Origin of the sequence: uncultured Mailhella sp. (assembly GCF_944324995.1) — a bacterium.
Lineage (GTDB): Bacteria > Desulfobacterota > Desulfovibrionia > Desulfovibrionales > Desulfovibrionaceae > Mailhella.
Window position 1 is genome coordinate 1 of the sequence record NZ_CALUYL010000033.1, and the last position, 23,562, is coordinate 23,562.

General features: G+C 64.1%; 17 protein-coding genes and 1 tRNA gene. 14 read left to right on the forward strand and 4 right to left on the reverse strand.

Features of this window, described 5'->3' with window-relative positions; all coding sequences use genetic code 11:
• A tRNA-Lys gene (locus tag Q0K02_RS11455) sits at nucleotides 1-72 on the reverse strand.
• A gap of 112 nt (nucleotides 73-184) precedes the next feature.
• Here Q0K02_RS11455 and Q0K02_RS11460 point away from each other — a divergent pair.
• Nucleotides 185-2,215, forward strand: a complete 2,031-nt coding sequence (locus tag Q0K02_RS11460) for a cytochrome c biogenesis protein CcdA (protein ID WP_294489044.1) — start codon at nucleotides 185-187, stop codon at nucleotides 2,213-2,215.
• A 38-nt stretch (nucleotides 2,216-2,253) separates the two neighbouring features.
• The gene (locus Q0K02_RS11465; protein ID WP_294488978.1) at nucleotides 2,254-2,607 is read left to right on the forward strand and encodes a hypothetical protein; all 354 of its coding nucleotides are present in this window, start codon (nucleotides 2,254-2,256) and stop codon (nucleotides 2,605-2,607) included.
• A 697-nt stretch (nucleotides 2,608-3,304) separates the two neighbouring features.
• On the opposite strand, the gene Q0K02_RS11470 is transcribed toward Q0K02_RS11465, so the two are convergent.
• Nucleotides 3,305-4,291: a D-2-hydroxyacid dehydrogenase gene (locus Q0K02_RS11470; protein ID WP_294488982.1), complete on the reverse strand. Its 987-nt coding sequence runs from the start codon at nucleotides 4,289-4,291 to the stop codon at nucleotides 3,305-3,307.
• Nucleotides 4,292-4,499: 208 nt separating this feature from the next.
• On the opposite strand from Q0K02_RS11470, the gene Q0K02_RS11475 reads away from it, so the two are divergent.
• Together Q0K02_RS11475 and Q0K02_RS11480 are read left to right on the forward strand one after the other, a co-directional pair.
• Nucleotides 4,500-5,687 carry an ATP-binding protein gene (locus Q0K02_RS11475; RefSeq protein ID WP_294488986.1) on the forward strand — a complete coding sequence of 396 codons (1,188 nt, stop codon included), beginning with the start codon at nucleotides 4,500-4,502 and terminating at the stop codon, nucleotides 5,685-5,687.
• Between the two features lie 121 nt (nucleotides 5,688-5,808).
• Nucleotides 5,809-6,090: a hypothetical protein gene (locus Q0K02_RS11480; protein ID WP_294488989.1), complete on the forward strand. Its 282-nt coding sequence runs from the start codon at nucleotides 5,809-5,811 to the stop codon at nucleotides 6,088-6,090.
• 662 nt (nucleotides 6,091-6,752) lie between these two features.
• Here Q0K02_RS11480 and Q0K02_RS11485 read toward each other — a convergent pair.
• Both Q0K02_RS11485 and pyk read right to left on the reverse strand, forming a co-directional pair.
• Complete coding sequence (locus tag Q0K02_RS11485) at nucleotides 6,753-9,524, reverse strand: dynamin family protein (RefSeq protein WP_294488992.1); 2,772 nt, start codon at nucleotides 9,522-9,524, stop codon at nucleotides 6,753-6,755.
• 611 nt (nucleotides 9,525-10,135) lie between these two features.
• Entirely contained in the window at nucleotides 10,136-11,557 is a 1,422-nt protein-coding gene (gene pyk, locus Q0K02_RS11490; protein ID WP_294488994.1) for a pyruvate kinase, read from the reverse strand.
• Between the two features lie 421 nt (nucleotides 11,558-11,978).
• On the opposite strand from pyk, the gene Q0K02_RS11495 reads away from it, so the two are divergent.
• The 10 genes from Q0K02_RS11495 to murG are packed head-to-tail and all read left to right on the forward strand — an operon-like array spanning nucleotide 11,979 to nucleotide 23,561.
• Nucleotides 11,979-12,470: a division/cell wall cluster transcriptional repressor MraZ gene (locus Q0K02_RS11495; protein ID WP_294488997.1), complete on the forward strand. Its 492-nt coding sequence runs from the start codon at nucleotides 11,979-11,981 to the stop codon at nucleotides 12,468-12,470.
• Between the two features lie 15 nt (nucleotides 12,471-12,485).
• Nucleotides 12,486-13,514 carry a 16S rRNA (cytosine(1402)-N(4))-methyltransferase RsmH gene (gene rsmH, locus Q0K02_RS11500; protein WP_294489002.1) on the forward strand — a complete coding sequence of 343 codons (1,029 nt, stop codon included), beginning with the start codon at nucleotides 12,486-12,488 and terminating at the stop codon, nucleotides 13,512-13,514.
• On the forward strand, nucleotides 13,511-13,816 hold the full coding sequence (locus Q0K02_RS11505) for a hypothetical protein (RefSeq protein ID WP_294489006.1): 306 nt from the start codon (nucleotides 13,511-13,513) through the stop codon (nucleotides 13,814-13,816). The genes rsmH and Q0K02_RS11505 overlap by 4 nt, the downstream gene beginning before the upstream one ends.
• Nucleotides 13,817-13,819: 3 nt before the next feature.
• Nucleotides 13,820-15,997 (forward strand): penicillin-binding protein, encoded by a 2,178-nt coding sequence (locus Q0K02_RS11510; protein WP_294489010.1) that lies wholly within the window; start codon nucleotides 13,820-13,822, stop codon nucleotides 15,995-15,997.
• Nucleotides 15,998-16,001: 4 nt separating this feature from the next.
• Nucleotides 16,002-17,516, forward strand: coding sequence for a UDP-N-acetylmuramoyl-L-alanyl-D-glutamate--2,6-diaminopimelate ligase (locus Q0K02_RS11515; RefSeq protein WP_294489014.1), 1,515 nt, complete (start codon nucleotides 16,002-16,004; stop codon nucleotides 17,514-17,516).
• Complete coding sequence (gene murF, locus Q0K02_RS11520; protein WP_294489047.1) at nucleotides 17,516-18,910, forward strand: UDP-N-acetylmuramoyl-tripeptide--D-alanyl-D-alanine ligase; 1,395 nt, start codon at nucleotides 17,516-17,518, stop codon at nucleotides 18,908-18,910. Before Q0K02_RS11515 ends, murF begins: the two co-directional genes overlap by 1 nt.
• Complete coding sequence (mraY, locus tag Q0K02_RS11525; protein ID WP_294489017.1) at nucleotides 18,900-19,982, forward strand: phospho-N-acetylmuramoyl-pentapeptide-transferase; 1,083 nt, start codon at nucleotides 18,900-18,902, stop codon at nucleotides 19,980-19,982. The genes murF and mraY overlap by 11 nt, the downstream gene beginning before the upstream one ends.
• A gap of 11 nt (nucleotides 19,983-19,993) precedes the next feature.
• Nucleotides 19,994-21,313 carry a UDP-N-acetylmuramoyl-L-alanine--D-glutamate ligase gene (murD, locus tag Q0K02_RS11530; RefSeq protein ID WP_294489020.1) on the forward strand — a complete coding sequence of 440 codons (1,320 nt, stop codon included), beginning with the start codon at nucleotides 19,994-19,996 and terminating at the stop codon, nucleotides 21,311-21,313.
• Nucleotides 21,310-22,440, forward strand: a complete 1,131-nt coding sequence (gene ftsW, locus Q0K02_RS11535) for a putative lipid II flippase FtsW (protein ID WP_294489023.1) — start codon at nucleotides 21,310-21,312, stop codon at nucleotides 22,438-22,440. The genes murD and ftsW overlap by 4 nt, the downstream gene beginning before the upstream one ends.
• 2 nt (nucleotides 22,441-22,442) lie before the next feature.
• On the forward strand, nucleotides 22,443-23,561 hold the full coding sequence (gene murG, locus Q0K02_RS11540) for an undecaprenyldiphospho-muramoylpentapeptide beta-N-acetylglucosaminyltransferase (protein WP_294489026.1): 1,119 nt from the start codon (nucleotides 22,443-22,445) through the stop codon (nucleotides 23,559-23,561).
• The last annotated feature ends 1 nt before the right edge of the window (nucleotide 23,562 follow it).

Genomic DNA, 23,562 nt, shown 5'->3' on the forward strand with positions numbered 1-23,562 from the left:
GGGTCACCGGAGACTCGAACTCCGAACCAATTGATTAAGAGTCAACTGCTCTACCAATTGAGCTAGTGACCCAGTGCTCTTAGCGCAGAAAGAGTCATAGACCCAAGGGCATCCTTCGTCAAGAAAAATTTTGCCTTTTTCTGCAAAAAAGTTTAGCTTGCCTCCCATGAAAAGGCTGTTGCGAATGTTTTCCGTGGTGTGGCTGATTGCGGCCCTGCTCCCCCTGCTCTCTGCCGGAGGCTCTGCCCTTGCGGCCGCCGAACCGCCCTACCGCTTTCTGACCGAATGGGCCAAGCTCTCCGCCGTGGACGGCAGACAGCTCTCCCCACCTCTGGACAAGAACACGTCCATGGCCGTGCTGTGGCTTCTGCCCTCCCAGGGCTACCACACCTACGCCCACGAAGCCGGCGACGAAGGCATTCCCCTCACCGTGACGGTGCTTGCCGACGGCGAACCGCTTTCCGAGGGCAAGGTGCAGATTCACTACACTGCGGGCACGGAAGTTTCGCTGCCGGACGGCGGCAAAAGCCGTCAGCTTTTCAACGCCGCGCCGGTGTTTCTCGTGTTCCGGGAAAGCGAACCGCGCGCCGTCACGCTGGACATTTCCCTGCTCGCCTGTTCCGATCAGCACTGTCAGCCCGTGCACACGCGCATTCTTCTGCCCACCGCGCCGCCGGAACTGGCCAACGCGGCTGAGCAGTCGTGGTTTGAAACGTTTCTGGCGAGCAAGGCGTGCTGCGGAGAAAATTCCGTGCCGCCCGAAGTGCCCGCCGTGGCCGAGCCGCCGGAAAACAACGCCTCCCTGCGGCACGCCAATCTTCTGCCCGACGCGCCCACCTCGGTGTTCAAGCGCCGTTCCGAGCGCATTCTTGCGCCTGCGGTCACGGCTCCGGCCGCCGTGCCCGTGCCCGGCTCCCGTGCCGCCGAGCAGGGCTACGACTTTGCGCCTCAGCACCTTGAAGGCAGCTTCCAGATCGACGGCTGGTTGCGCGCGGTGGGCCTCGGCCTGCTCGCCGGACTCATTCTGAACTTCATGCCCTGCGTGCTTCCCGTGCTCACCATGAAGTTCTCCATTCTGCTCGACGCGGAAGAGGACTTTGAAAAAAGACGGCGCAGCATCCGCGAGCACACGCTGTTCTTCGCCGCGGGCATTGTGGCGTGGTTCGCCATTCTGGCGGTGCTTTCGGGCGTGACCGGCATGTTGTGGGGGCAGCTCTTCCAGAGCAGCGAAGTCATTTTTCTCATGCTGCTCATCGTGTTCAGCATGGGCCTTTCCATGTTCGACGTGTTTCATCTGCCGGTGCTTGATCTGCAAAGTCACCACAGTTCCTCGCCGCGCATGCAGGCCTTCAGCACCGGCATGTTCACCACGCTGCTTGCCACGCCGTGCAGCGGACCTCTGCTCGGCGGCGTGCTGGCCTGGGGCATCACCAAGCCTCTGCCCGTGCTCATGACCATCTTTGCGGCCACGGGCGTGGGCATGGCCGCGCCCTACGTGGTGCTGGCCTGCTATCCGCGGCTCATCCGCTTTCTGCCGCGGCCCGGCGCGTGGTTCAGCGTGCTTGAGCGCGTGCTCGGCTTCCTGCTCATGGGCACGGCCATCTATCTGTTCTCGCTGCTGCCTCCGGCGCTGCACGTCAAAACGCTCATCACCCTGCTCGTGGCCGCCACCACGGCCTGGATCTGGGGCCGCTGGGGCAGCCTGCGCGGCTCCATCACCCGGCGCATGTTCCTGGGGGCCTTCGCCTTCGGCGCCATTCTGCTTTCCGGCTTCTGGGCCTTCCTGCCCGCGCAGAAGGAAATCGTGCCCTGGGTGGAGTTCTCGGCTGAGGACTTCCGCGCCAATCTGGGCAAAAAAGCCATGATCGTGGAATTCACGGCCGACTGGTGTCCGACCTGCAAGGTGCTGGAACGCACCACGCTTGCCGCGCCCAATCTGCTGCCCATTCTGGATCAGTACTCGCTCACCGCCGTCAAGGTGGACATGACCTTCAAGAACGACGAGCATCAGGCGCTGCTCAAGGCGCTCAACAGCGCCAGCATTCCCATGCTGGCCGTGTTCCCGGAAGGGGACGGCGCTTCCCGGCCCGTAGTTCTGCGTGACATCTACACCACCACCGATCTGCACCTCGCCCTGCGGCAGGCCAAGATTCCGCACAAGCGCATGGTGGAAATGCTCAACCCCGTGAAACTCCTTACCGAACCCAGGGAATAGGCGCGCCCTGTTCCGCAAACCAAGAACACAGGTTTTCTATGAACACGATCAAGACCCTTCCTGAATTCGCCACCCTTTCCGAACTGGAAGTCAACGCCGCTCTCGACGCCTACGACGACTCCGTGGAAGAAGAACATTCCAGCTGCGGCGGCGGAGAAGAAAACACTCCCACCACCGAAAGCCCCATCGTGACCGAAGTGTTCCGCCTCATTCACGCCTACACCGACCGCATGAACACCCTCATTGTGGAAGCCAAGGCGCAGAACAGGGAAATTTCGGAAAACTTCCTTGCCGACATGTTCTCCTTTGAACCGGAAGCGCCCATCGAACGCATCGCCTTCGACTTCGTGACCGACGCCATGCTCGACGAAGACGACGACGAACAGGCGTAACGCTCCCGCAAAAAACGATTCCGACGCCAGGCGCGGCAGAAGGTCAGCTTTCTGCCGCGCTTTTTTTGCACTCCGACGCGCCTCGGTCGCCGCCGATCCTCCACGCTCCGGTCTCTCGCCGGGTACTTCGCTTCCCTTCCGCTCCCCGGCCGCCGGGGAATCCTCCGCCGTGTTCACCGCAGACGAATCTGCGGGAGCTTTGACCGCAGGCGCGTCAGTTGCCGAACTCCCCATCGCTTCGCCGCCCGTCCGCCTGCAAAAATCCAACCCGAAAGCTCCACCGCCGCCGCGCCTTCCGCTTGCCCCCGCCGCGCCTTCTCAAACGCGTTCGCACTCTTTTTGCACCGCGCTCCGCGCCTCGCCCAACTTCATCCTTCAACACCTGACCGCGCGCATCCCGCCCCGAAACGCCCCGCCGATCCTCCACGCTCCTGTCTCTCTTCCTCTCCCGCTCGGCACTGCGGCGCTGAACCCCGCTTCGGGCCGCCCCGTCCCGCCGCATGCTCCGGCAAACCGGACGGCTTCCTCGCCGCCCTCCCGCCCTTCCGCAGCCGCGCCGCCGCAAAAAAAAAACATCCGCCCGGAACCGTGTTCCGAACGGATGCCGCTTGAGATATGTCGTTCACTTCCGGCGGCGCAAATTCTCAGCGCCTGCCCGATGCACTCTGGAAGCGTTCGCGCAATACTTTTCGGCGAATCAACGCTGCGCCTTTGCCTTCAGCCACTCGCGGTTCACCACGTTCTGCGGATCCCCATCCTTGAAGCGGCGGATGTTCTCCAGCGTGATGGATATGATGTTGCGCCGTGCGCCGTCGGTCATCCAGGCGATGTGAGGCGTGATGAGCGAATGCGGCGCAGACAGCAGCGGATCGTCTTCCGACGGAGGCTCGCTCTCCAGAACGTCCGCGCCGAAGCCGCCGAGCCTGCCCTCGCGCAGGGCCTCGGCCACGTCCGCGCCGCGCACCACCGGCCCGCGCGCCGTATTGATGATGATCGAGCCCGGCTTCATCAGATTCAGGGTCTCGCGGCACACGAGTCCGCGCGTCTCCTCCGTGAGCGGGCAGTGCAGGGAAAGCACGTCCGAGCGGCGGAACAACTCCTCCTTCGACACGAATGCAAACGGCTCATAGCCCGGCGCAGGCACCGGCCGATGCGCGCAGGCCAGCACCTTCATGCCGAAGGCGTGCCCTATTTCCGCCACGCGCCTGCCCAGATTACCGAAGCCGAAAATGCCCAGCGTCCTGCCCGTGAGCTCCACCTGCGGCGTGAGCGCGTAGCAGAAATCCTCGCTGCGGGCCCAGTCGCCGCGGCGCACGCTCGCGTCGTGCAGCGCCGTGTGCCGACACAGTTCCAGAAGCAGCGCAAACACGTGCTGCGCCACGGCGTCCGTGCCGTAGGCGGGCGTATTGCACACCGGTATGCCCCGCTCCCCGGCCGCCCGAAGATCCACAATGTTCGTGCCCGCGGCGGTCACGGCTATGCAGCGAAGCCTCGGCAGCGCGTCCATGAGCGCGGCGTCCACCACAGCCTTGTTCACCACCAGAATTTCCGCTTCGGCGGCGCGTTCCGCCACAAGGCTCTCCGGCGTGCGGTCGTACACGGTCCAGTTGTCCGCGCCGTTCATGGGCCACGGCTCTTCCATGCCCGCGCGCAGCGTATATCCGTCAAGCACCACAATATTCATGTTTCCTCCCATGCGGACTGAGCCGCCGTTTCCTCTTCTGCTTGTGCCACAGCCGCAGGCGCAGTGCAAGTGTTCCGCAAAAAAACGTTTCCGCCCCGCGCCGCGACTTCAAAAAAGACGCCCCGCCCCCTGATTCCGCCGCCGAACGCTCTTGCATCACGCCACGCCCTGCCCTATACTTGCCGAAAATTTTCAAAGGTGATCTCCCATGAATTCCCAGCCTCTTTCCAGCATTCAGCTGCGCAGTCTCGTTGTTTTCCGCAACATCCTTTCCGATCCCGTCGTTTCCCGGCTCCAGACGCTGCTCGACGCCGACGTTTCCGACACCGCCGCCTGCGTCAACGCCTACTGCGACTTTGCCGCCGCCCTCTTCGCCCACGGCGACGACCTGAGCACCTATCTGCTGAACCTCATCATGGAAGACGAGAACATCTACATGCTGCAAAGCTGCGGCAGCACGCCCGTGTCCCCCTTCCTTTCCGAATGCCTCGCCCACGAACTCGAATTTCTGCAGACCCTCGGCGCGTTCGACGGCTCCGCCATCCGCGAGTCCCTCGACTTCGCCGGCTTCCTGCCCCGCTGGAAGAACAGCAATCCCGACTTCGCCTCGGCCTATCATGAACGCATCGCCACCATTCACGCCAGAGGCTACGGCATGTTTGCCCAGTACCGCATGTTCATCGTGAAGGACGGCCAGCTCGTGCCCGTGCGTCATCCCGATCCGCAGACTCTGGAACAGCTTCCCGGCTACGAACTCGAACGTTCCAAGGTCATCGCCAACACCGAAGCCCTTCTTGCCGGACAGCCCGCCAACAACGTTCTGCTCTACGGCGACGCGGGCACGGGCAAGAGCAGCACGGTGAAGGCCATCGTGAACGCCTACTGGGACAAGGGCCTGCGCCTCGTGGAAGTGAAAAAGAATCAGCTCTATCAGATTCCGGACATCACCGAGGCGCTGTCCCGCAATCCGCTCAAGTTCATCCTGTTCATCGACGATCTGAGCTTCAGCAGCAACGACAACGACTTCGCCGCCCTTAAAGCGATACTTGAAGGAAGCGTGAACGGCCACAGCGGCAACTTTGTGGTGTACGCCACGAGCAACCGCCGTCACCTCATCAAGGAAAGCTGGGAAGACCGCTCCGGCAGCGACCTGCACGAAAGCGACACCAGACAGGAACTCATGTCGCTTTCCGCGCGCTTCGGCCTCACCATCACCTTCTTCCGGCCCGACAAGGAACGCTATCTCGACATCGTTCACAAGCTGGCCGCCCAGTACGGCATCGACATGCCGCAGGAACAGCTCGACATCCGCGCCGAAGCCCACGCCACCCGCAACGGCGGCCGCAGCCCGCGCGTAGCCAAGCAGTTCATCGAGCTCACCAAGTCCGGCATCTGACGCAAAAACACTCGGAAAACACCGTGCCGGGGGCTTTTCCCCGGCATTTCCGGGCTCCGGCCCATCCTTCAGCCTTCCGGCGCGGCTGATCCGGTCACGCGCCGCGCCTTGCGAGGATCTCATGAAACGCGCCGCTCTTCTTTCGTGTCTCGCCCTGCTGCTCGCTTCGTGCAGCACCAGCACCACCAGCAACGTCGTCTCCTATGACGCAGAGGGGCGGGAAGTCTCCAGCACGACCACCAGCCAGACCACCAACGACACCGCCGTCAAGGCGCGTGAGCTGGGCCGCGAAGTGAAGGAAGACGTCATTTCCGGCTACGAGTGGACCAGAGCCAAAACCATTGAGGGCTATCACTGGGTGAAGGAAAAGGCGCAGTCCCGCGAAAGCGCGCCGAAAAAGTAACGCAGCCGGAGAAACACGGCAGCGCTTCCGCTGCGCTCCGCGTTTGCGGCCCTGCCGGAAAACGGTTTCAGCGGCACCGGCAGCGATTGCCCGCACGAAACCTCCGCTTCCGCCCGCGCCGCACGCCGCGCGATTCCGGCTCCCGCGAGGGTTCCGCGAAACGCGCCGAGGGCACAAGACATCATGAATTTTCAGCAGAGGCCCGTCCTTTTCAGGATGCGGCCTCTTTTTCGTGTGAGCGCCGACGCTGCATCCCGCGAGGCTCCGCGCTTTCCCTGGCGGAACCTGACGTTTCGCGGCATCGGAACGCTTCCCCCGCGAAAAAAAACTCCGTTTTTCGCGCATCTCGACCCGTCAAGCGGCAGACAACACAACGCAGTGCAGGGTGGCTGCCCTCGTGACCCGCGCGGCGGCCCTCAACATGTCGCCACGGGAAAACATCTCCCCGCCGCGGCTGCCGCAAGCCTCGCGATGTCCGCCGGGGCCGCAGAAAGAAGAGCCGCTTTTACCGCGCCTTCGCTTCCCGTCATCGTGCCCCGTCAAGCGGCAGAAAGGTTGACGCGGTCATGGATCTTGAGGCCGCCCGTGCTTCGAGCACCGCTTCGGTCAATGCTCGGACACGATTCAGGCAACACTCAGGCAAAGGGCCGAAATTCGGCTCCCTAATTTCCGGGCGATTCCAGCGCCGTTTCCAGCTGCGCGGCAAGGCGAAGCGTTTCCTGGGCGCGCGATTCCACGCCGGAACGGATTTTCCTCAGCACGCCGAGATAGGCGGAAAGCGCCGAGCTTTCTTCGGCCAGCACCGCAAGCGCGGGCACGAAACCTTCGCTCACGGCCTTGCCGTAGGCGGAGGTCAGCTCTTCCAGATTCTGGGAAAGCAGCTCGTTGAGCCGGGCGCGCTGACTCTTCACCCAGCGGCGCACGACCTCTTCCTTGCGCTCCATGAAAATGCGGCGGCAGCGCGAAGGATTGCCGAACTTCATGAGCGTCCACACCACGCTTCCCACCACGGCCACGGGCAGCACGGCCCACCAGCCCATGTTTCCGAGCACGATGCCCAGCCCCAGACCGCCGCCGCGCCGGATGGCCAGGCCCACGGCCACAAGCCCCACCTTCTTCATGATGGAATTCGCGTTCACCAGCCAGCGCTCGCGACTGAACGGCACGTCCGCCATGGATTGCAGATCCACGTCGTCCACGGCCACGGCGTCGAGGCAGAGCACCGAAATTTCCCGCATCCGCTCGCCGAACTGACGCAGTTTCTCGTTCCAGTCCTTCTGCACGTCGCGGCGTCCGGCAAGAAGCTCTTCCAGCGATTCGCGCGCGATCCGCGGCACTTCCTCCTCGTCGAAGCGCTTCCAGTTCTTCGCCCGGAACATGCCGGTGTAGCCGAGCGAGTCGGCGTGTTTGTTCGCTGCGTCCATGATGCGCAGCACAATGGTTTCCTGCCAGCCGTCGAGCGCGCGCTCCTGCTCCTTGCGCCAGGCCTCCACGTCCACGGATGCCGCGCTCACCACGGACCACGCCTGACTCGAACAGCTCTTCATGACCTCGTCAAGCCGGGCGACGTGCGCGGAGAGAAGCTGCTCGTGCCGCGCGTCGGGCAGGCGACCGAGCTCGCGCGACAGAAAACGCTCCGCACCCTCGCGCGAGGCGCGGACGATCTCCCGGCCCCGGCTCCGGATGCGGGCCTCGTGCTCCTCGCGACCGGCGTTCTTCTCCGAGGCCGCCTTTTCCACCAGCGCACAGAGCTTCTGAAAGCCCGCGCCTCCGCTGCGCCGCGGTCCGGCGCAGCGCTGTTCCATGGCCTCGCGGGCGTTCAGTTCCAGAAGATCCAGCACGCGCATGCCGCAGGCGGACGCCGTGTTCATGAGAAGACGCGCCCTTTCCATGGCCTCGCCGCGGCTCTCTTTTTCGTTCAGCCTGTCCGCGCCGGTCACCACGCCGATCACCGCCGCCGCGCGCCCGGAACGCGCAAGCTGGCGCAAAAGCTCCTGCTCCGACGACGATTCCGGCCTGCGCGCGTCCATGACGAAGAGCAGGCAGTCCGCGGCAAGGCATTCCTCAAACGCCAGGTAATTCTGTACCGGATCCGTGGCGTTCAGCCCCGGCGTGTCCACAAGCACGAGGCCGTGCTTGAGAATGTCGGCAGGCAGTTCCGCCTCCACGCGCGCGGCAAAAAAGCTTCCCTTTTCCGAGGCGGAAAGAAAATCCCGCAGGCGCTCCGGCGAGTCCAGAATCTCGTCTTCCCTCGGCGGAAGTTTGCGGCTCAGCACTTCCAGCCGCTCGCACAGCTCGCCCCGGCCTTCCTCGCCGCGGCAGCATTCCACAAGACGCGCGCACTCGTCGCCCGTGAGAAAGCGCACGCGGCCGCCGAATTGCCTGCCCCACGAAAAACGCGCCACGGCCGCCGTTTCCGGCACGGATTCGCGCACCGGCGAATACTCGCCGCCGAGCAGCGCGTTCACGAGCGAACTCTTGCCCCGCTTGCCTTCGCCCACCACCACCAGCGTGAAGGGCTGCTCCGCCATGAGCCGCCGAAAATCGCCGACCTCGCGGGCAAGCTCCACGTCTCCGCCATCGAGCGCGGCCCGCTCCAGGCGTTCCGCCTCGGCTGCCGCCCTCTCAAAGCCGGACGCCACCGACATGTCCCGCAATGACGGCGAAAACAGGGAAAACAGCCGCTGCCGACGCAAATCGCGCAGGTAGCGCGCCGCCACGTCGTACTGATCCGCGGCGGTATTCGCCACGTCGCTGCACACCGCGCCCGCCCCGGAAAGCATGGACGAGAGCGCCGCCATCTGACGCCGCAGCACCGGAGACAGCCGCCCGCCGGACTCCGGCCGACGCTGCGCCACCCCGCCCTGCATGACGACGCCCCGCGTGTCCTCTTCCGTTTCGGTTCCGAACACGCTTTCCCATTCCGCCACGCCCGGCAGCAGACGCATGGTGCGCCCCAGCCGCTCCATGACGCGACGACGGCCCGCCGCGTCTTCCGAAAGCGCGCGGCACACCACGGCGGCGTAGGCAGGCGAAAGCTCCCGCACCGCTTCGGCATAGGCTTCGGCCTTGTCCGGCGAAAGCGAGGCCAGATCCTCGGAAAGTCGGCGGTCGGCCTCAAACTGCTCCGGCGACAGCGGCTCCTGAAGCAGCGCCGCGTGAAAATGCGTTTGCAGCACGAAGAAACGATGTTCCGCCTCGCTTCCGGCCGCGCCGTCGGCCTGAACCTGCGGCGCAAACACTTCTTCCAGCGCGTCGGACGCCCGACGCCACGCTTCGGGCGAGAGGCGTCCGCCCTCCTGCGCCGCCGAGGCGAGAAGCACTACCAGCCTGTCTTCAGCCGACAGCGTCGGCGCAGAGGCGTCGGGAAGCGGCGGCATGATGTCCGAAGCCGTCACGGTTCTGTCCGAAACGGCAGCAGTCTTTTTTTCCATAGGCGTCCGCCTTCAGCAAGGTTCGTCCCTTTCGGGAACGGTCTTCATGATGCGCGCAGCCCCGCTGCGGCGAACCGCATGTTCCGCGCGACGGGCCGGGCCCGGGCGCTGCGGAGCGAAACGGGCCTGTTGCGCGCTGCAATTTCAGGCCGCATGCGGGCTGTTCATCTTTTGTTGTAGCACAGCACAACGGAAAGTCACAACCACCAACATGGCCATCCCTCCGGCGGAAGGCTCCGCACGCGCCGCGCCGCAGTTTCAGGCCGCGCGAGGGGTGCGCCGATGCGCTTCTCACAGAGCCGGACGCGCCATCAAGCGCCGGAACAGGACGCCAAAGAGCCGTTGCCCCCGGGCAATGCACCCCCTTGCCGCCTTTCTCCCGCGCCTTCCGTTTTTTCCGGCATACCCTTGTTTTCTTACCGCAACATGACGCGTCCGTCCCGCGGTCATCAAAAAAATCAGTCCCGCCCCCGAGCGCCGGGCAAAAAAAAACGCCCCTTGCGGGGCGCGTCCTTTGTGTGCGCGCAGACCGGCAATCCGGCGCTGCGGCGCGAAAGGCGCCGGAGGGAAACATTTCCCTCCGGCAGAACCCGGGGCAGACCCCGAAGTTCCTACTTGTGATAGATCTTCACCAGGTTGGTGCGGCGCTTCTGCTCGCCGGGAGCGTATTCGCCCGCGGTGATGACCACATCCTGACCCATGGGGAACTTGCTGCTCGTGGCAATGAAGTTCTGCACGCGGCGCAGATGAGAAATGCTGCTGTCGCTCACGGGAATGAAGTAGGGCTGCACGCCCCAGACGAAGTTGAGCGCGTGTTCCACCACGGAGTTGGAGGTCAGCGCGTAGATGGTCTGGGCGGGACGGCATTCGGCCAGCATGCGGGCCGCGCCGCCGGTCACGGAATGCGCCACGATGGCGCAGGCGTTCTCGGTTCTGGCGAGCAGGCAGGCGGTGTAGGCCAGGAAACGGGAAGTGTCGGTCTCGTCCTTGGGAGGTTCGAGTCTGCGGGTGGCGAGCAGGTACTTTTCCGCCTCGTCGGTGATCTTGCGCATGTAGCGCACGGCCTCGATGGGATAGCTGCCCGCGGCGGTTTCGTCGGAAAGCATGACGCAGTCGGCGCCGTCGAGCACGGCGTTGGCCACGTCGGTCACTTCCGCGCGGGTGGGCACGGGCGTGTTCACCATGGAAAGCAGCATCTGCGTGGCCACGATGACGGGCTTGCCCGCACGGTTGCAGGTGTGAATGATGTGCTTCTGCAGCGCCGGAAGTTCGGGCATGGGGCATTCCACGCCGAGGTCGCCGCGGGCCACCATGACGATGTCGGTTGCGGCCACGATGGCGTCGAGGTTCTCCACGGCGGCGTTCTGACGCTCAAGCTTGGCGACCACGGGAATGTCGTCGCGGCCGTAGGAATGCAGCAGAGCCTTTATCTGATGCACGTCCTCCACGGTCTGCACGAAGGAAATGGCCACGGCGTCCACGCCGAGTTCCATGCCGAGGGCCAGCTTTTCGCGGTCCTGATCGGTGATGGCGGGCAGCGCCAGCGACTTGCCGGGCAGCGCGAGGCCCTTGCGGGAGGAAATGGCGCCGCCTTCCTGCGCCACCATAATGAAGCGCTCGTCCTCCACCTTTTCCTCAATGCAGAAGCGCAGACCGCCGTCGGCCAGCACCAGGGTGTCGCCGGGAACAAGGGCGGAAAGAATGCGCGGATGATCGAAGGGAATGAAGGGCAGCTCTTCCTTTTCCTTGCGTTCGCGGCCGAGAATGAGCTTGTCGCCGCGGTGCAGTTCGATGCGGCCTTCGGGAAGAATGCCAATGCGGATCTTGGGTCCGGGCAGATCCTGCATGATGGTCAGCGGACGGCCGCATTCCTTTTCGATTTCGCGGATGTTGGAAACCACGCCGCGGAAGAAGTCGGGATCGCCGTGGGAGAAGTTGAGACGGAATACGGAAACGCCCGCGTCGGCCAGCTGGGCGAGCTTTTCACGATCGCAGCTGGCGGGGCCGATGGTGGCAACAATTTTGGTACGCATAAAAATTCCTTTCCTTAATAAAGAGAAGCACGGATGACGGACTCAGCCTGCGGAGGACGAAAAACCCGCTTTTCCTCCTCACGCCCGTCGCTGTGCGGGCATTCTGCCTCTTTTTTCAAAAAAAGTCGAGAGCGTCCGACCGCGCGTTTTTCTTCCGGCCACCCCTCCCCGAAATTCGACGAAAACGCGTCTTCCGGCTCCGCGCCTCGCCCCCATTTTCGCGAATGCAACACGCCGCGCTCCCCCCTGTTTTTCGCCGCAAAAAAAGGCCGCCGGTGAACCAGCGTAGGGGAAAAAGTTGTAACACTTTCGATTATTCACATGATTTTCACAGGTTGTCACATTCCTTCCCGCTTTCGGCCTTGACAGTTTCCGTTTTATGGGCAAATAGTGGGAAAAAGTGGCAGAAAGTGGAACAGGCATGGTTTTCAGAGGCAGGTACCCGCGCAGTCTCGACCCGAAAGGCCGTCTGACGCTTCCGCCGGAATTCCGCGACGCCCTCGCTTCCCAGGGAGCGGGCGGCGCGGCAGCCGATGGGGCTTCTTCGTCCGCGCCCGGCGCGTCCTTCGTGCTCACCACCTACGACGGATGCCTCGTGGCCTTTTCGTGGAACGACTGGGTGGAGCTGGAAGAAAAATTCATGCGCATTCCCAACCCGTCCCCGAAGGTGCGCGCCTTCCGCCGTCTCGTGATAGGCGGCGCGGAAACGCACACGCCCGACGCCCACGGCCGCATTCTGCTTTCTCCCGACCACCGCGCCTACGCCGGTCTGGACAGGGAAGCCACTGTTCTCGGTCTCGTGGACCGCTTTGAAATCTGGAACCCCGCCGCCCTGCGCGCCTCCATGTCCTCGGAAAACCTGGAAGGCGTTACCGAGGAACTCGCCGCAAGCGGCATTGATTTTTCCCTTTAGCCCGCAGTCTCCGCCATGATTCGTCATACGCAGCAACATTCCGCCGTCACCGCCGAAAACGCCCGGCACGTCTCCGTGCTTCTCAACGAAGTGCTCGACGCGCTCGCTCCGCGCCCGGGCGGCCGCTATCTCGACGGCACGCTCGGTCTGGCCGGACACTCCTCGGCGCTCATGGAACGCGCCGAAGGCAAGGCCATGCTCTGCGGGCTCGACAGGGATCCGCAGGCGCTCGAACGCGCCGCGCAGCGCCTTGCCCCCTACGGCGAGAACTGCCGGCTCTTTTCGCTGGAATACGCCTCCTTTGCCGACGCCCTCGACGCCCTCGGCTGGGACACCGTGGACGGCGCGCTGCTCGACATCGGCGTGTCCTCGCTGCAGCTCGACGTGGCCGACCGCGGCTTCTCCCTGCACGACGACGCGCCTCTCGACATGCGCATGGACATGGGCAGTCTTTCCTCTGCGGGAAGAGAGCCCTGGATGCAGTCGGCGCGCACCGTGGTGAACATGGCGGACGTGAACACCCTGCGGCACCTTATTGAAACCTATGGAGAAGATCCGCAGGCGCCGCGCATTGCGCGGGCCATCGTGGAGGCGCGGCAGAAAGCGCCCATCGAAACCACAGGGCAGCTTGCGGACATCGTGCGGCGCGCCTATCCCGCCAAGTGGCGGGCCGAAGCGCGCAATCATCCGGCCACGCGCACCTTTCAGGCGATTCGCATGGTCGTCAACGACGAACTCGGACAGCTCGAACGTTTCCTCGACGCCATTCTTCCCCGCCTCTCCGTGGGCGGCAGACTGGCCATCATCACCTTCCACTCGCTGGAAGACCGCATCGTGAAGCAGCGGTTCCGGCAGTGGAGCACCGACTGCCTCTGCCCGCCGCATCTGCCGCGCTGCGTGTGCGGTCATCACGCAGAGGTTGCGCTCCTCACGAAGAAACCCATCGTTCCGGGAAGGGACGAACTTCTCATAAACCCGAGATCCGGCAGCGCCAAACTCCGCGTCGTGGAAAAGCTGCCGCCGTTCAAGAAGGAGCTGTCATGAATTCGCACACCGCTACGCTCGGTTCCGGAGGCTGGTTCCTCATGTTGATTGTCTCCATTCTGTTCAGCCTGATCATGGGCGTCGCCCTCACCTGGCTGAGCATCGACAGGAGCGACACCGCCTACACCATTCAGAAAATGCAGCGTCAGACCGAATCGGCCCGCGCCCACGTGGCCAAGCTGGAAGTCGAACGCGACAGCCTGCTCTCTCCCTACGTTCTCGGAAAAACCGCCGAACAGCTCGGCATGAGCATGGCCGATCCCGGCCAGATCCGCCGCCTCAAACCTTCCAGCCAAGACTAGCGAATGCGCCCGAACAGCTCCTCTTCGTCTTCCCGCATGTCGTCGGGAAGACGCCGCACCAATCGCCGCATCATTCAGAGTCAGCCCTCCGCCTCCCAAGGCAAAGGGCTGTTCTCGCGCTTGCGCGCGCGCTGGCGCTGGCTGCTCGGGCAGCGTTTTCACTACGCCGCCGCCCTCTTCGTGGTCTGCTGGGTGCTGCTCTGGTTCCGCGCCTTCGAGGTGCAGGTGCTGCTCGGCCCCGTGTACAGCGACATGGCCGAGCGTCAGCACACCTACACCGAAGTCATTGAAGGCGCGCGCGGCAGCATTCTCGACAGAAACGGACGCGTGCTCGCCCGCAGCGTGGCCTGCCAGTCGGTGTACGCCAATCCGCGCGTCATGGAAGACATCAACGATGCGGCGAAGCGCCTCGCTCCGCTTCTGCACCGGAGCGAAGCCGATCTCGCCTCTGTGTTCCGCAAGAACAAGGCCTTCATCTGGCTGGAGCGGAAGGTGGACGACGCCACCGCCACCGCCATTCAGAAGGAAGGCATTCCGGGCATCGGCCTCTCGCGCGAGTTTGAACGCGTGTACCCCTACCGTCACCTCGCCGGACAGCTTCTCGGCTTCGTGGGCGTGGACAGCCACGGCCTTGAAGGCGTGGAGCTCGCCTACGACGACAGACTCCGCGGCACCAGCGTGAAGAGCCGCGTCTCCCGCAACGCCGCCGAACAGATTCTCAACAACGAACGCGACGCCGCCGCCGAACAGCGCGGCGAAGACATCACCCTCACCCTCGACGTGCAGGTGCAGTTCATCGCCGAAGACGTGCTCGCCGACGCCGTGCGCTCCTCGGGCGCGCGCTGGGGCGGCGTGCTCGTTTCCGAAGTGGCCACCGGCGAAATTCTCGCCTGGGCGCAGTATCCGTTCTTCAATCCCAACAACTACCGCGAAGCGAGTTCCTCCATCTACAGAAACCGCCTCGCCGGCGACAGCCTCGAACCCGGCTCCACCTTCAAGCCCATTCTCATGGCCGCCGCCCTCGAAGAAAAGCTCGTCACCCCGAACACCAAAATCTTCTGCGAAAACGGCGTGTGGCGCACCCGCTACGCTCCCATCCGCGACGACACCCACGCCTACGGCGAACTTACCGCCACCGAAATCATTTCCCGTTCGAGCAACATCGGCATGGCCAAAATCGGCCTCATGCTCGGCGCGCAGAAATTCCATTCCTACCTCGACCGGCTCGGATTCGGCCAGCGCACCGGCATCGGCATTCACGAAAGCCGCGGCATCCTGCGCTCCCCGAGAGACTGGAGCGAGCTCGATCTCATGTCCACGTCCTTCGGTCAGAGCCTTTCCGTCACCGGCATTCAGATGCTTCAGGCCTACACCATCCTTGCCGACGGCGGCGAATTCCGCCCCCTGAGCCTCGTCATGGACGAACCCGGTCAGAACACCACCTCCGCCGCGGGTCAGCGCATCTTTTCCAAAAGAACCACCCGCACCGTGCTCAAAATGATGGAGGAAACCGTGGACGGCAACGGCACCGGCACGAGAGCCCGCATTCCCGGCGTGCGCGTGGCCGGCAAGACCGGCACCGCCCAGAAGGCCGATCACTCCGGCAAGGGCTACAGCCGCAAGCGTCTGGCTTCGTTCGGCGGCATCGTGCCCGCCGACGATCCGCGCTACGTCATCTACGTCATGCTCGACGAGCCCACCACCACGGGCTACGGCGGCGCCATCGCCGCGCCCGTGTTCCAGAAGGTGGCCTCCCGCACCCTGGCCTACAACGGCTATCTGCCCGACGTGACCTTCGCCCTGGCCGAAAAGGAACAGGAAAGAAACCTCACCCCCGCCCAGCTCGCCCAGCGCAAGAAAGACGCCATCTACCTCGCAAACCTCGCCAAATACCGCGCCGAAAAGGCCAAAAAGGAACGCGAACGCGCTCAGAAAATGGCCGGCAAGGCCTCGGCGTCCGGGGTCAACGTCATGCCCAATCTGCGGGGGCTCACCCTCCGCAAAACCATAGAAACCTGCGTGGCGCGCGGCATTGTTCCCACCATGGAAGGCAACGGAACCTTCGTGCTCCGTCAGAGCCCTCCGCCGGGAACGCGCATCACCGACGACAGCACCTGTACCGTCTGGCTCACAGACACTCCGCCCCTTTCCGAAGCGAAGACACCCCCTTCAAAGGAGTAAGCCCATGCGCGTAACCTCTGCCCAGCTCTGCGACGAGCTTCGTAAACAACTCCGCACCATTCAGACCGATTCCCGTCTCGTCGCCGAAGGCGATGTCTTCGTGGCCCTTCCCCCCGCCGTTCCCGGGGAACGCAGCAAGACCGCAAGCCACATCCGCATGGCGCTGGAAAAGGGGGCCTGGGCCATCGTGGCTTCCGAGCGCACCGTGGAACGCATGAAGCTCAATCTGCGCGGCGACAGAAATCATGCCTGGCTGCTCGTTTCCGACGTGCGCGCCCAGCTCGGCATTCTTGCCGCGGCCCGCTTCGGCACCGAAAATCTCGACTTTCCGGTCATCGCCGTCACGGGAACCAACGGCAAGACCACCTGCGCCTATCTGCTCGAACACCTGTACCGTTCGCACGGCCTTCCCGTGGGCGTCATGGGCACCATCAGCTACCGCTGGCCCGGTCACGACGAGCCCGCGCCCCTCACCACGCCCGGCTGCCTCACCCTGCACCGCTCCCTCGCCGCCATGCGCGACGCCGGCGTCAAGGCCGCCATCATGGAGGTCTCGTCCCATTCCATCGATCAGAAGCGCATTGCGGGCATCAACTTCAGCGCCGCGGCCTTCACCAATCTCACGCAGGATCATCTCGACTACCACAAGACCATGGAAAACTACTTCCTCGCCAAGCGCGCCCTCTTTGCCGACGCGCCGAAGAAGGACAAGGTCATGGTCGTGAACAACGACGATCCCTACGGTCACCGGCTGCTCGAAGAATTTCCGCAGGCTCTCGGCTTCGGTCTGCGCACGCCCCTTGCCGGACGTCCCTTCCTGCTCGCCGACGTGCGCCGCGCCGACACCGAAGGGCTTTCCCTGCATTTCTACTGGCAAAAAAACCGCGACGAGCGCCTCGACTGGGAAATGCACAGTCCGCTCATCGGCCTGCACAACGCGAGCAACCTTTCCACGGTGTGCGGCCTTGCGCTTTCGCTGGGCTTCTCCGTGGAGGATCTCGCCTGCCTTGAAGGCTTCATGGGCGTGCCGGGACGCCTGGAACGCATTCCCGTACCCGGCGCGGACAAGCCCTGGCTGCCCGGCTCGGGAACCGGCATTTTCGTGGACTACGCCCACACCCCCGACGCTCTGACCAACGTGCTCAAGACCCTCGCCCACGCGCGCTTCAACCGCATCATCACGGTGTTCGGCTGCGGCGGCGACAGAGACCGCACCAAGCGCGCGCCCATGGGCCGCGCCGTGGCGGAACTTTCCGACATCGCCATCGTGACCTCCGACAATCCGCGCACCGAAGATCCCGAGCGCATCATCGACGACATCATGCCCGGCCTCGAAGGCGCGAAGGAAGTGCATCGCGAAAGCGACCGCCGCAAGGCGCTGGAACTGGCCGTAAGCCTGCTCAAGCCCGGCGACGCCCTGCTCGTGGCGGGCAAGGGACATGAAAACTATCAGATCATCGGAACCGTGAAACATCACTTCAGTGATCAGGAAATACTCAAGGAGCTTGTCTCGTGCTGATGACGCTGGAGGCGGCCGCAGAAGCCGCCCATGCCAAGGTGCTCAATTCCGCCGACGTTCTGCTGCGCGGCGCCTGTTCCGACAACCGCGAAGTGAAGGAAGGCGACCTGTTCGTGGCCATTGTCGGCGAACGGGCGGACGGTCACGACTTTGCCGCCGCGGCCGTGAAGGCCGGAGCGGCCGCCGTGCTTGCCGAACGCGATCCCTTTCACGGCGAGCCCGCAGCCCCCGTGCTGCTCGTGGACAACAGCGTGCAGGCGCTCGGACGCATAGGTCACGCCTGGCGCGCATCCTTTGCGGGCCGCGTGGCGGGCATCACCGGCACGGCGGGCAAGACCACCACCAAGGAGCTGCTGGCGCACATTCTTTCCATGCGCGGCAAGACCGCCAGAAACCGCATGAACCTCAACTCGCAGATAGGCATGCCCATCTCCATGATGGCCGCCGACGGCGACGAAATGTTCTGGGTCATGGAAGCGGGCATCAGCCATCCGAACGACATGGACGAACTCGGCCCGATCATGGAGCCGGATCTCGCGATCATTCTCAACGTGGGGCCGGGGCACGCGCTCGGGCTCGGCGGCAAGGGCACGGCCTACTACAAGTCGCGCCTGCTTGCGCACATCAGAAAGGGCGGCCTCGCCCTCGTGAGCGCCGACTACGAAGACCTCGTGCGCGAGGCGCGCGCCCTGCGGCCCGACGCGGTGTTCTTTTCCACCAAGGGCAAGCCGGTGCCGTTCCGCGCAGGCTACCTCGGGCTTGACGAAAAGGTCCGGGGGAACTACCGTCTCTGGCTTGACGGCGAGGAGCTCGACGTTTCCTGCGCCCTTTCCGGCCCCTACGCCGCGGAAAACATCATTGCCGCGGCGGCTGCGGCCCGTCTGTTCGGGCTGAGCGCCGAGGAGATCCGCAAGGGCGTGGAAAGCGCGCCCTTCCCCGCCCAGCGCTTTGCCAGACTCGACGTGCCCGGCTGGACCGTCATCGACGACACGTACAACGCCAATCCCCTTTCCGCCTCCCGCATGATCGAGGCCGCGGCAGAACTTGCCAAAGGCCGGACCTTCGTGTGCGTCATGGGCGCCATGGGAGAACTCGGCGACGTGGCCGCCGCCGAACACAGAACCCTGGGCCGCACCCTGGCCCGCGCCGGATGCGCGGCCGTGTTCTGGACCGGCGAGCACGCCGAAGAAGTGAAGGAAGGACTCGATGAGGAACGCTTTGCGGGCTTCTTTGCCGACGTGCCGAAGCCCGAGGACTTTCTGCCCGCACTCCGGCGCTGGGAGGACGGCCGTCGCGACGGCAGAAACGGCCTCGTGCTCTTCAAGGGCTCGCGGGTCAACCGGATGGAACGTCTCGTAACCCTCTTCACGGAAGAGAAATCCCATGCTCTATAACCTTCTTGTGCCCTTCAGTCAGGACATCTCCCTGCTGAACGTGTTCCGCTACATCACGTTCCGTTCCGCCGGGGCGCTCATCTTCGCGCTGCTGTTCACCATCATCACGGGCCCGTGGTTTCTGAAAAAGCTCACGGCCCTCAAGGTGGGACAGCCCATTCTCTCCTACGTGCCCGAGCATCAGGCCAAGGCCGGAACCCCCACCATGGGCGGACTGCTCATCATGGCCGGGGTCATCTTCTCCACGCTTCTGTGGGCCGATCTCTCCAACGTGTACATCTGGCTCACCCTGCTCGTGTTCGTGGGCTTCGGCGTGGTCGGCTTTGTGGACGACTACACCAAAATACGCCACCATGAGAACAAGGGACTCTCCCCCCGCGCCAAAATGCTCGGCCTCATCGTGGTATCCGTGGCCGCCATCAGCCTGCTGCTCATGGAACCCGCCTATTCCAGCCGCCTTTCCGTGCCCTTCTTCAAGCAGTTCATGCCCGATCTCGGCGTGTTCTACGTGGTCTTCGCCGTGGTGGTGCTCATCGCCTCCTCGAACGCCGTCAACCTCACCGACGGCCTCGACGGTCTGGCCATTCTGCCCGCGGTCATGTGCTTCATGGTCTATGCCATCTTCATTTATGTGGCGGGCCACGCGAGTTTCGCCCAGTATCTGCAGGTGCCCGCCGTGCCGGGAGTCGGCGAAGTCACCGTGCTGTGCTGCGCCCTCATGGGCGCGGGCCTCGGATTTCTGTGGTTCAACTGCTTCCCCGCTCAGGTCTTCATGGGCGACGTGGGCTCCCTCAGCCTCGGCGGCGTGCTCGGCTTTCTTGCCGTGCTCTGCAAGCAGGAACTCATTCTCGTGGTGGCCGGCGGCGTGTTCGTCATGGAAACCGTGTCCGTCATCATGCAGGTCGGCTTTTTCAAGGCCACCCACGGCAGGCGTCTTTTCCGCATGACGCCGCTGCATCATCATTTCCAGAAGGGAGATCATCCGCTGCCGGAATCCAAGATCATCGTCCGGTTCTGGATCATTTCCGTGCTTCTCGCCATCATATCCCTTTCCGTTCTCAAACTCCGCTGAGGAATGCCGTCATGAGTCCTCTTGATCTTTCTCATCGCCGCGTCGCCGTCATAGGCGCAGGCAGAAGCGGTCGCGCCGCCGTCCGTCTGCTGCGCGAACTCGGCGCGGACGTGCGCCTGCTCGAAAAGAAGCCGGATCAGATGCCTGCGGATTTTTCCGCCTGGCTTGATGAAAACCATGTGCCCGTCTTCGGCGGAGAACACGCTCCCGCCTACTTTGAGGGCGTGGATCTCGTCATTCCGAGCCCCGCTGCGGCAAAGGCCGTGATCGAGCCTCTCCTGCCCGTGCGCGAAGACGGCTCGAAGGCCGAAATCATGGCCGAAACCGAACTTGCCTGGCGGCTGCTCGACGGCGAGCCCGTGATCGGCGTCACCGGCACGAGCGGCAAGACCACCACCACGAGCCTCTGTTCCGCCATGCTCGAAGCCCACGGTCTGCGCGTGTTCACGGGCGGCAACATCGGCGTGCCCCTCTCCGAATACGTGCTCGGCAGACGCCGCGGCGAACCGAAGGCCGACGTCGTCGTGCTGGAGCTCTCCAGCTTCCAGCTTCAGACGTGCAGCACCCTGCATCCGCGCGTGGGCATTCTGCTCAACATTTCCGAGAATCATCTCGACTTCCACAAGGACATGAAGGAATACACCGACGCCAAAATGAACCTCTTCGCCCGGCAGACCGAAAGCGACACGGCCATTCTTTCGCCCTCGCTCTCCCGCCTGCCCGGCGAATACGGCATGAAGGCCCGCGTGGCATTCCTCACGCCCGGCGCCCGCCTCTTCCCGGACACCCGCCTCATCGGCGCGCACAACCAGAGCAACGCCGAAGCCGCCTTCATGGCCGCCTCCATCTTCGGCGTCACCCGCGAGGAAGCCGCCCGCGCCATGCGCGAATTCACGCCCATCGCCCACCGTCTTGAGCACATCGCCGACATAGACGGCGTGCAGTACGTGAACGATTCCAAATGCACCACCATCGAAGCGCTCAAGGTGGCGCTTCGCGCCTTCGACAGGCCCGTGGTGCTGCTTGCCGGCGGCAAGTTCAAGGGCGGCGACGTGGAAGGCATGCGCCCGCTCATCAAGGAACACGTGCGCGCCGTGGCCCTTTACGGAGCCTCGCGCGAGCACTTCGAGCCCGCGTGGAAGGACGTGGTTCCCGTCACCTGGGACGAAACCATGGATCTCGCCCTTGCCCGCGCCCGCGGCATCGCGCAGCAAGGCGACGCCGTGCTGCTCGCCCCCGCCACTTCCAGCTACGATCAGTACAAGAACTACATCGAGCGCGGCAATCACTTCCGCGCCCTGGTGAACGCCCTGCGGGAAGAAAAGGCATGAACCTGCGCAAGAAAAAACAGCCCGCGCCCGAACAGACCCTGCCCCCCGGGCCGGTGGACTGGTGGCTGCTCGCACTGCTGCTTCTGCTGCTGTGCGTGGGTCTTGTGGCCGTGCTCTCCGCAAGCGGCCCCATCAGTCAGCGCACCTACAACGAATCCTATCACTTCTTCCACCGTCAGCTCCAGACCATGCTGCTCGGCGGCGTGTTCGTGGCCCTCATCTGCTGGCTGCCGCGCTGGTTCATCAACAAGCTGCACTACTGGGGCATAGGCGTGGTGCTCGTGCTGCTCGCCCTCTGCCCCGTCATCGGCCCCAGAATCAACGGCGCTCAGCGCTGGCTCGACTTCCACTTCATGATGGTGCAGCCCATGGAATTCGCCCGCGTTGCGCTCGTCATGTATCTGGCCTACTTCATGAGCTCCAAGCAGGCCATGATCCGCGAATTCAGCCGCGGCCTGCTGCCGCCCACGCTCATCACCCTCGTCATGTGCCTTCTGCTGCTCATGCAGCCCGACCTCGGCGGCACCATCATCATGCTGGCCATCCTCTTCTTCATGTGCCTCGGCGGCGGCACCAGAGGCGGCTATCTCGTCATGGTGCTCATTCTCGCCGCCGTGCTCGTCGTCGCCCTCATCATCGTGGAGCCCTACCGCTGGGCCCGATGGACCGCCTATCTCGAGCCCTTCGCCAACGCCCGCGGCTCCGGCTATCAGATCGTCCAGAGCCTGCTTGCCCTGGGATCCGGCGGCATCTTCGGCGTGGGGCTCGGCGGCAGCATTCAGAAAACCGTCTATCTGCCCGAAGCCCACAACGACTTCATCATGTCCGTCATCGGCGAAGAAACCGGATTCGTGGGCATCACCGTGGTCATGGTGCTGTTTGCGCTCTTCTTCTATCGCTGCTATCGTGTGGTGCTCGGTCAGAGAAATCTGCGCGACAGGCTCTCCGCCTACGGGCTCACGCTCATCATCGCGCTGAGCTTCCTGCTCAACATGGCCGTCATTCTCGGCAATGTTCCCCCCAAGGGCATTGCCATGCCCTTCATCAGCTACGGCGGCAGCAGCCTGCTTGCAAACATGATCTGCGCCGGTCTGCTGCTCAACTATTCGCGAACCGCTCGGGAGTAAGCATGGCTCTTCGCATCATCATCACCACCGGCGGCACGGGCGGTCACATCTTCCCCGCGCTCGCCGTCATCGAAGCGCTCAAAAAGCGCAGACCCGACGTCGAAGTTCTCTTCGTGGGCGGCGAATACGGCCCCGAACGCGATCTCGTGCAGCGCGCCGGCGTGCGCTTTGAAGGCCTGCCCGTGCGCGGCTTCATCGGCCGCGGCCTGAAGGCCGTTTCCGCCATGGCCGCCATGAGCCTCGGCGTGCTGCGCGCCATGGGCATCGTGCGGCGCTTCAACCCCGACGCCGTCATGGGCTTCGGCGGATACGCAGGCTTCGCCGCCGTGCTCGCCGCCCGTCTCATGCACCGCCCCTGCGCCCTGCACGAACAGAACGCCATCGCCGGCGCGGCCAACCGCATTCTCGGCAGGCTCGTCGATCGCGTGTGCCTCTCCTGGGATCAGCCCGCCGTGGGCGCCAGCTTTCCCCACGAGGTCTGCGTGCTCACGGGCAATCCCATCCGCGGCGGCATCGCGGCCCTCGGATCGGCCGAACGCGAAAGGCACGCCTCCCCGCGTCTTCTCGTCATGGGCGGCTCGCAGGGAGCCCGCGCCATCAACAACATGGTGATATCCATGCTGCCCGAGCTGCGAAAGGCGGGCATCGACCTTCTGCATCAGACCGGCGCGAACGAATACGACGACGTGCGCCGCCGCTACCTCGAAGCGGGCATATCCGCCGAGGAAACCGACCGCATCGTTCACCCCTTCATTCACGACATGGCAAAGGCCTACGCCGAATGCGATCTCGCGCTCTGCCGCGCGGGAGCCACCAGCATGGCGGAACTTGCCGCCACGGGCACGCCCGCGGTGTTCATTCCCTTCCCCTTCGCCGCGCACGATCATCAGACCAGCAACGCCCGCGCCATGCAGGAAGCGGGCGGAGCCGTGCTGCTGCCCCAGAAGGACGCCGAAAAGCTCGCCGCGGAAGGCAGGCTCGCCCCCATGCTCATTGATCTGCTCAACGACGAAGCGCGTCTTGCCGCCATGCGCAAGGGCGCGCTCTCCCTGGCCCGCCCCGACGCCGCCGACGCCGTGGCCGCGCAACTTCTGGCCCTCGCGGGCGACACCTCCAAATAAT

Bases quoted from the DNA above. Each gene is read 5' to 3' on its own strand.
- Q0K02_RS11515 (WP_294489014.1), top strand. From the start codon at position 16,002: ATGCGCGTAACCTCTGCCCAGCTCTGCGACGAGCTTCGTAAACAACTC.
- mraY (WP_294489017.1), top strand. From the start codon at position 18,900: ATGCTCTATAACCTTCTTGTGCCCTTCAGTCAGGACATCTCCCTGCTG.
- murF (WP_294489047.1), top strand. From the start codon at position 17,516: ATGACGCTGGAGGCGGCCGCAGAAGCCGCCCATGCCAAGGTGCTCAAT.
- Q0K02_RS11510 (WP_294489010.1), top strand. From the start codon at position 13,820: ATGCGCCCGAACAGCTCCTCTTCGTCTTCCCGCATGTCGTCGGGAAGA.
- murG (WP_294489026.1), top strand. From the start codon at position 22,443: ATGGCTCTTCGCATCATCATCACCACCGGCGGCACGGGCGGTCACATC.
- Q0K02_RS11465 (WP_294488978.1), top strand. From the start codon at position 2,254: ATGAACACGATCAAGACCCTTCCTGAATTCGCCACCCTTTCCGAACTG.
- Q0K02_RS11480 (WP_294488989.1), top strand. From the start codon at position 5,809: ATGAAACGCGCCGCTCTTCTTTCGTGTCTCGCCCTGCTGCTCGCTTCG.
- pyk (WP_294488994.1), bottom strand. From the start codon at position 11,557: ATGCGTACCAAAATTGTTGCCACCATCGGCCCCGCCAGCTGCGATCGT.
- murD (WP_294489020.1), top strand. From the start codon at position 19,994: ATGAGTCCTCTTGATCTTTCTCATCGCCGCGTCGCCGTCATAGGCGCA.
- Q0K02_RS11475 (WP_294488986.1), top strand. From the start codon at position 4,500: ATGAATTCCCAGCCTCTTTCCAGCATTCAGCTGCGCAGTCTCGTTGTT.
- Q0K02_RS11505 (WP_294489006.1), top strand. From the start codon at position 13,511: ATGAATTCGCACACCGCTACGCTCGGTTCCGGAGGCTGGTTCCTCATG.
- Q0K02_RS11495 (WP_294488997.1), top strand. From the start codon at position 11,979: ATGGTTTTCAGAGGCAGGTACCCGCGCAGTCTCGACCCGAAAGGCCGT.
- rsmH (WP_294489002.1), top strand. From the start codon at position 12,486: ATGATTCGTCATACGCAGCAACATTCCGCCGTCACCGCCGAAAACGCC.
- ftsW (WP_294489023.1), top strand. From the start codon at position 21,310: ATGAACCTGCGCAAGAAAAAACAGCCCGCGCCCGAACAGACCCTGCCC.
- Q0K02_RS11485 (WP_294488992.1), bottom strand. From the start codon at position 9,524: ATGGAAAAAAAGACTGCTGCCGTTTCGGACAGAACCGTGACGGCTTCG.
- Q0K02_RS11460 (WP_294489044.1), top strand. From the start codon at position 185: ATGTTTTCCGTGGTGTGGCTGATTGCGGCCCTGCTCCCCCTGCTCTCT.
- Q0K02_RS11470 (WP_294488982.1), bottom strand. From the start codon at position 4,291: ATGAATATTGTGGTGCTTGACGGATATACGCTGCGCGCGGGCATGGAA.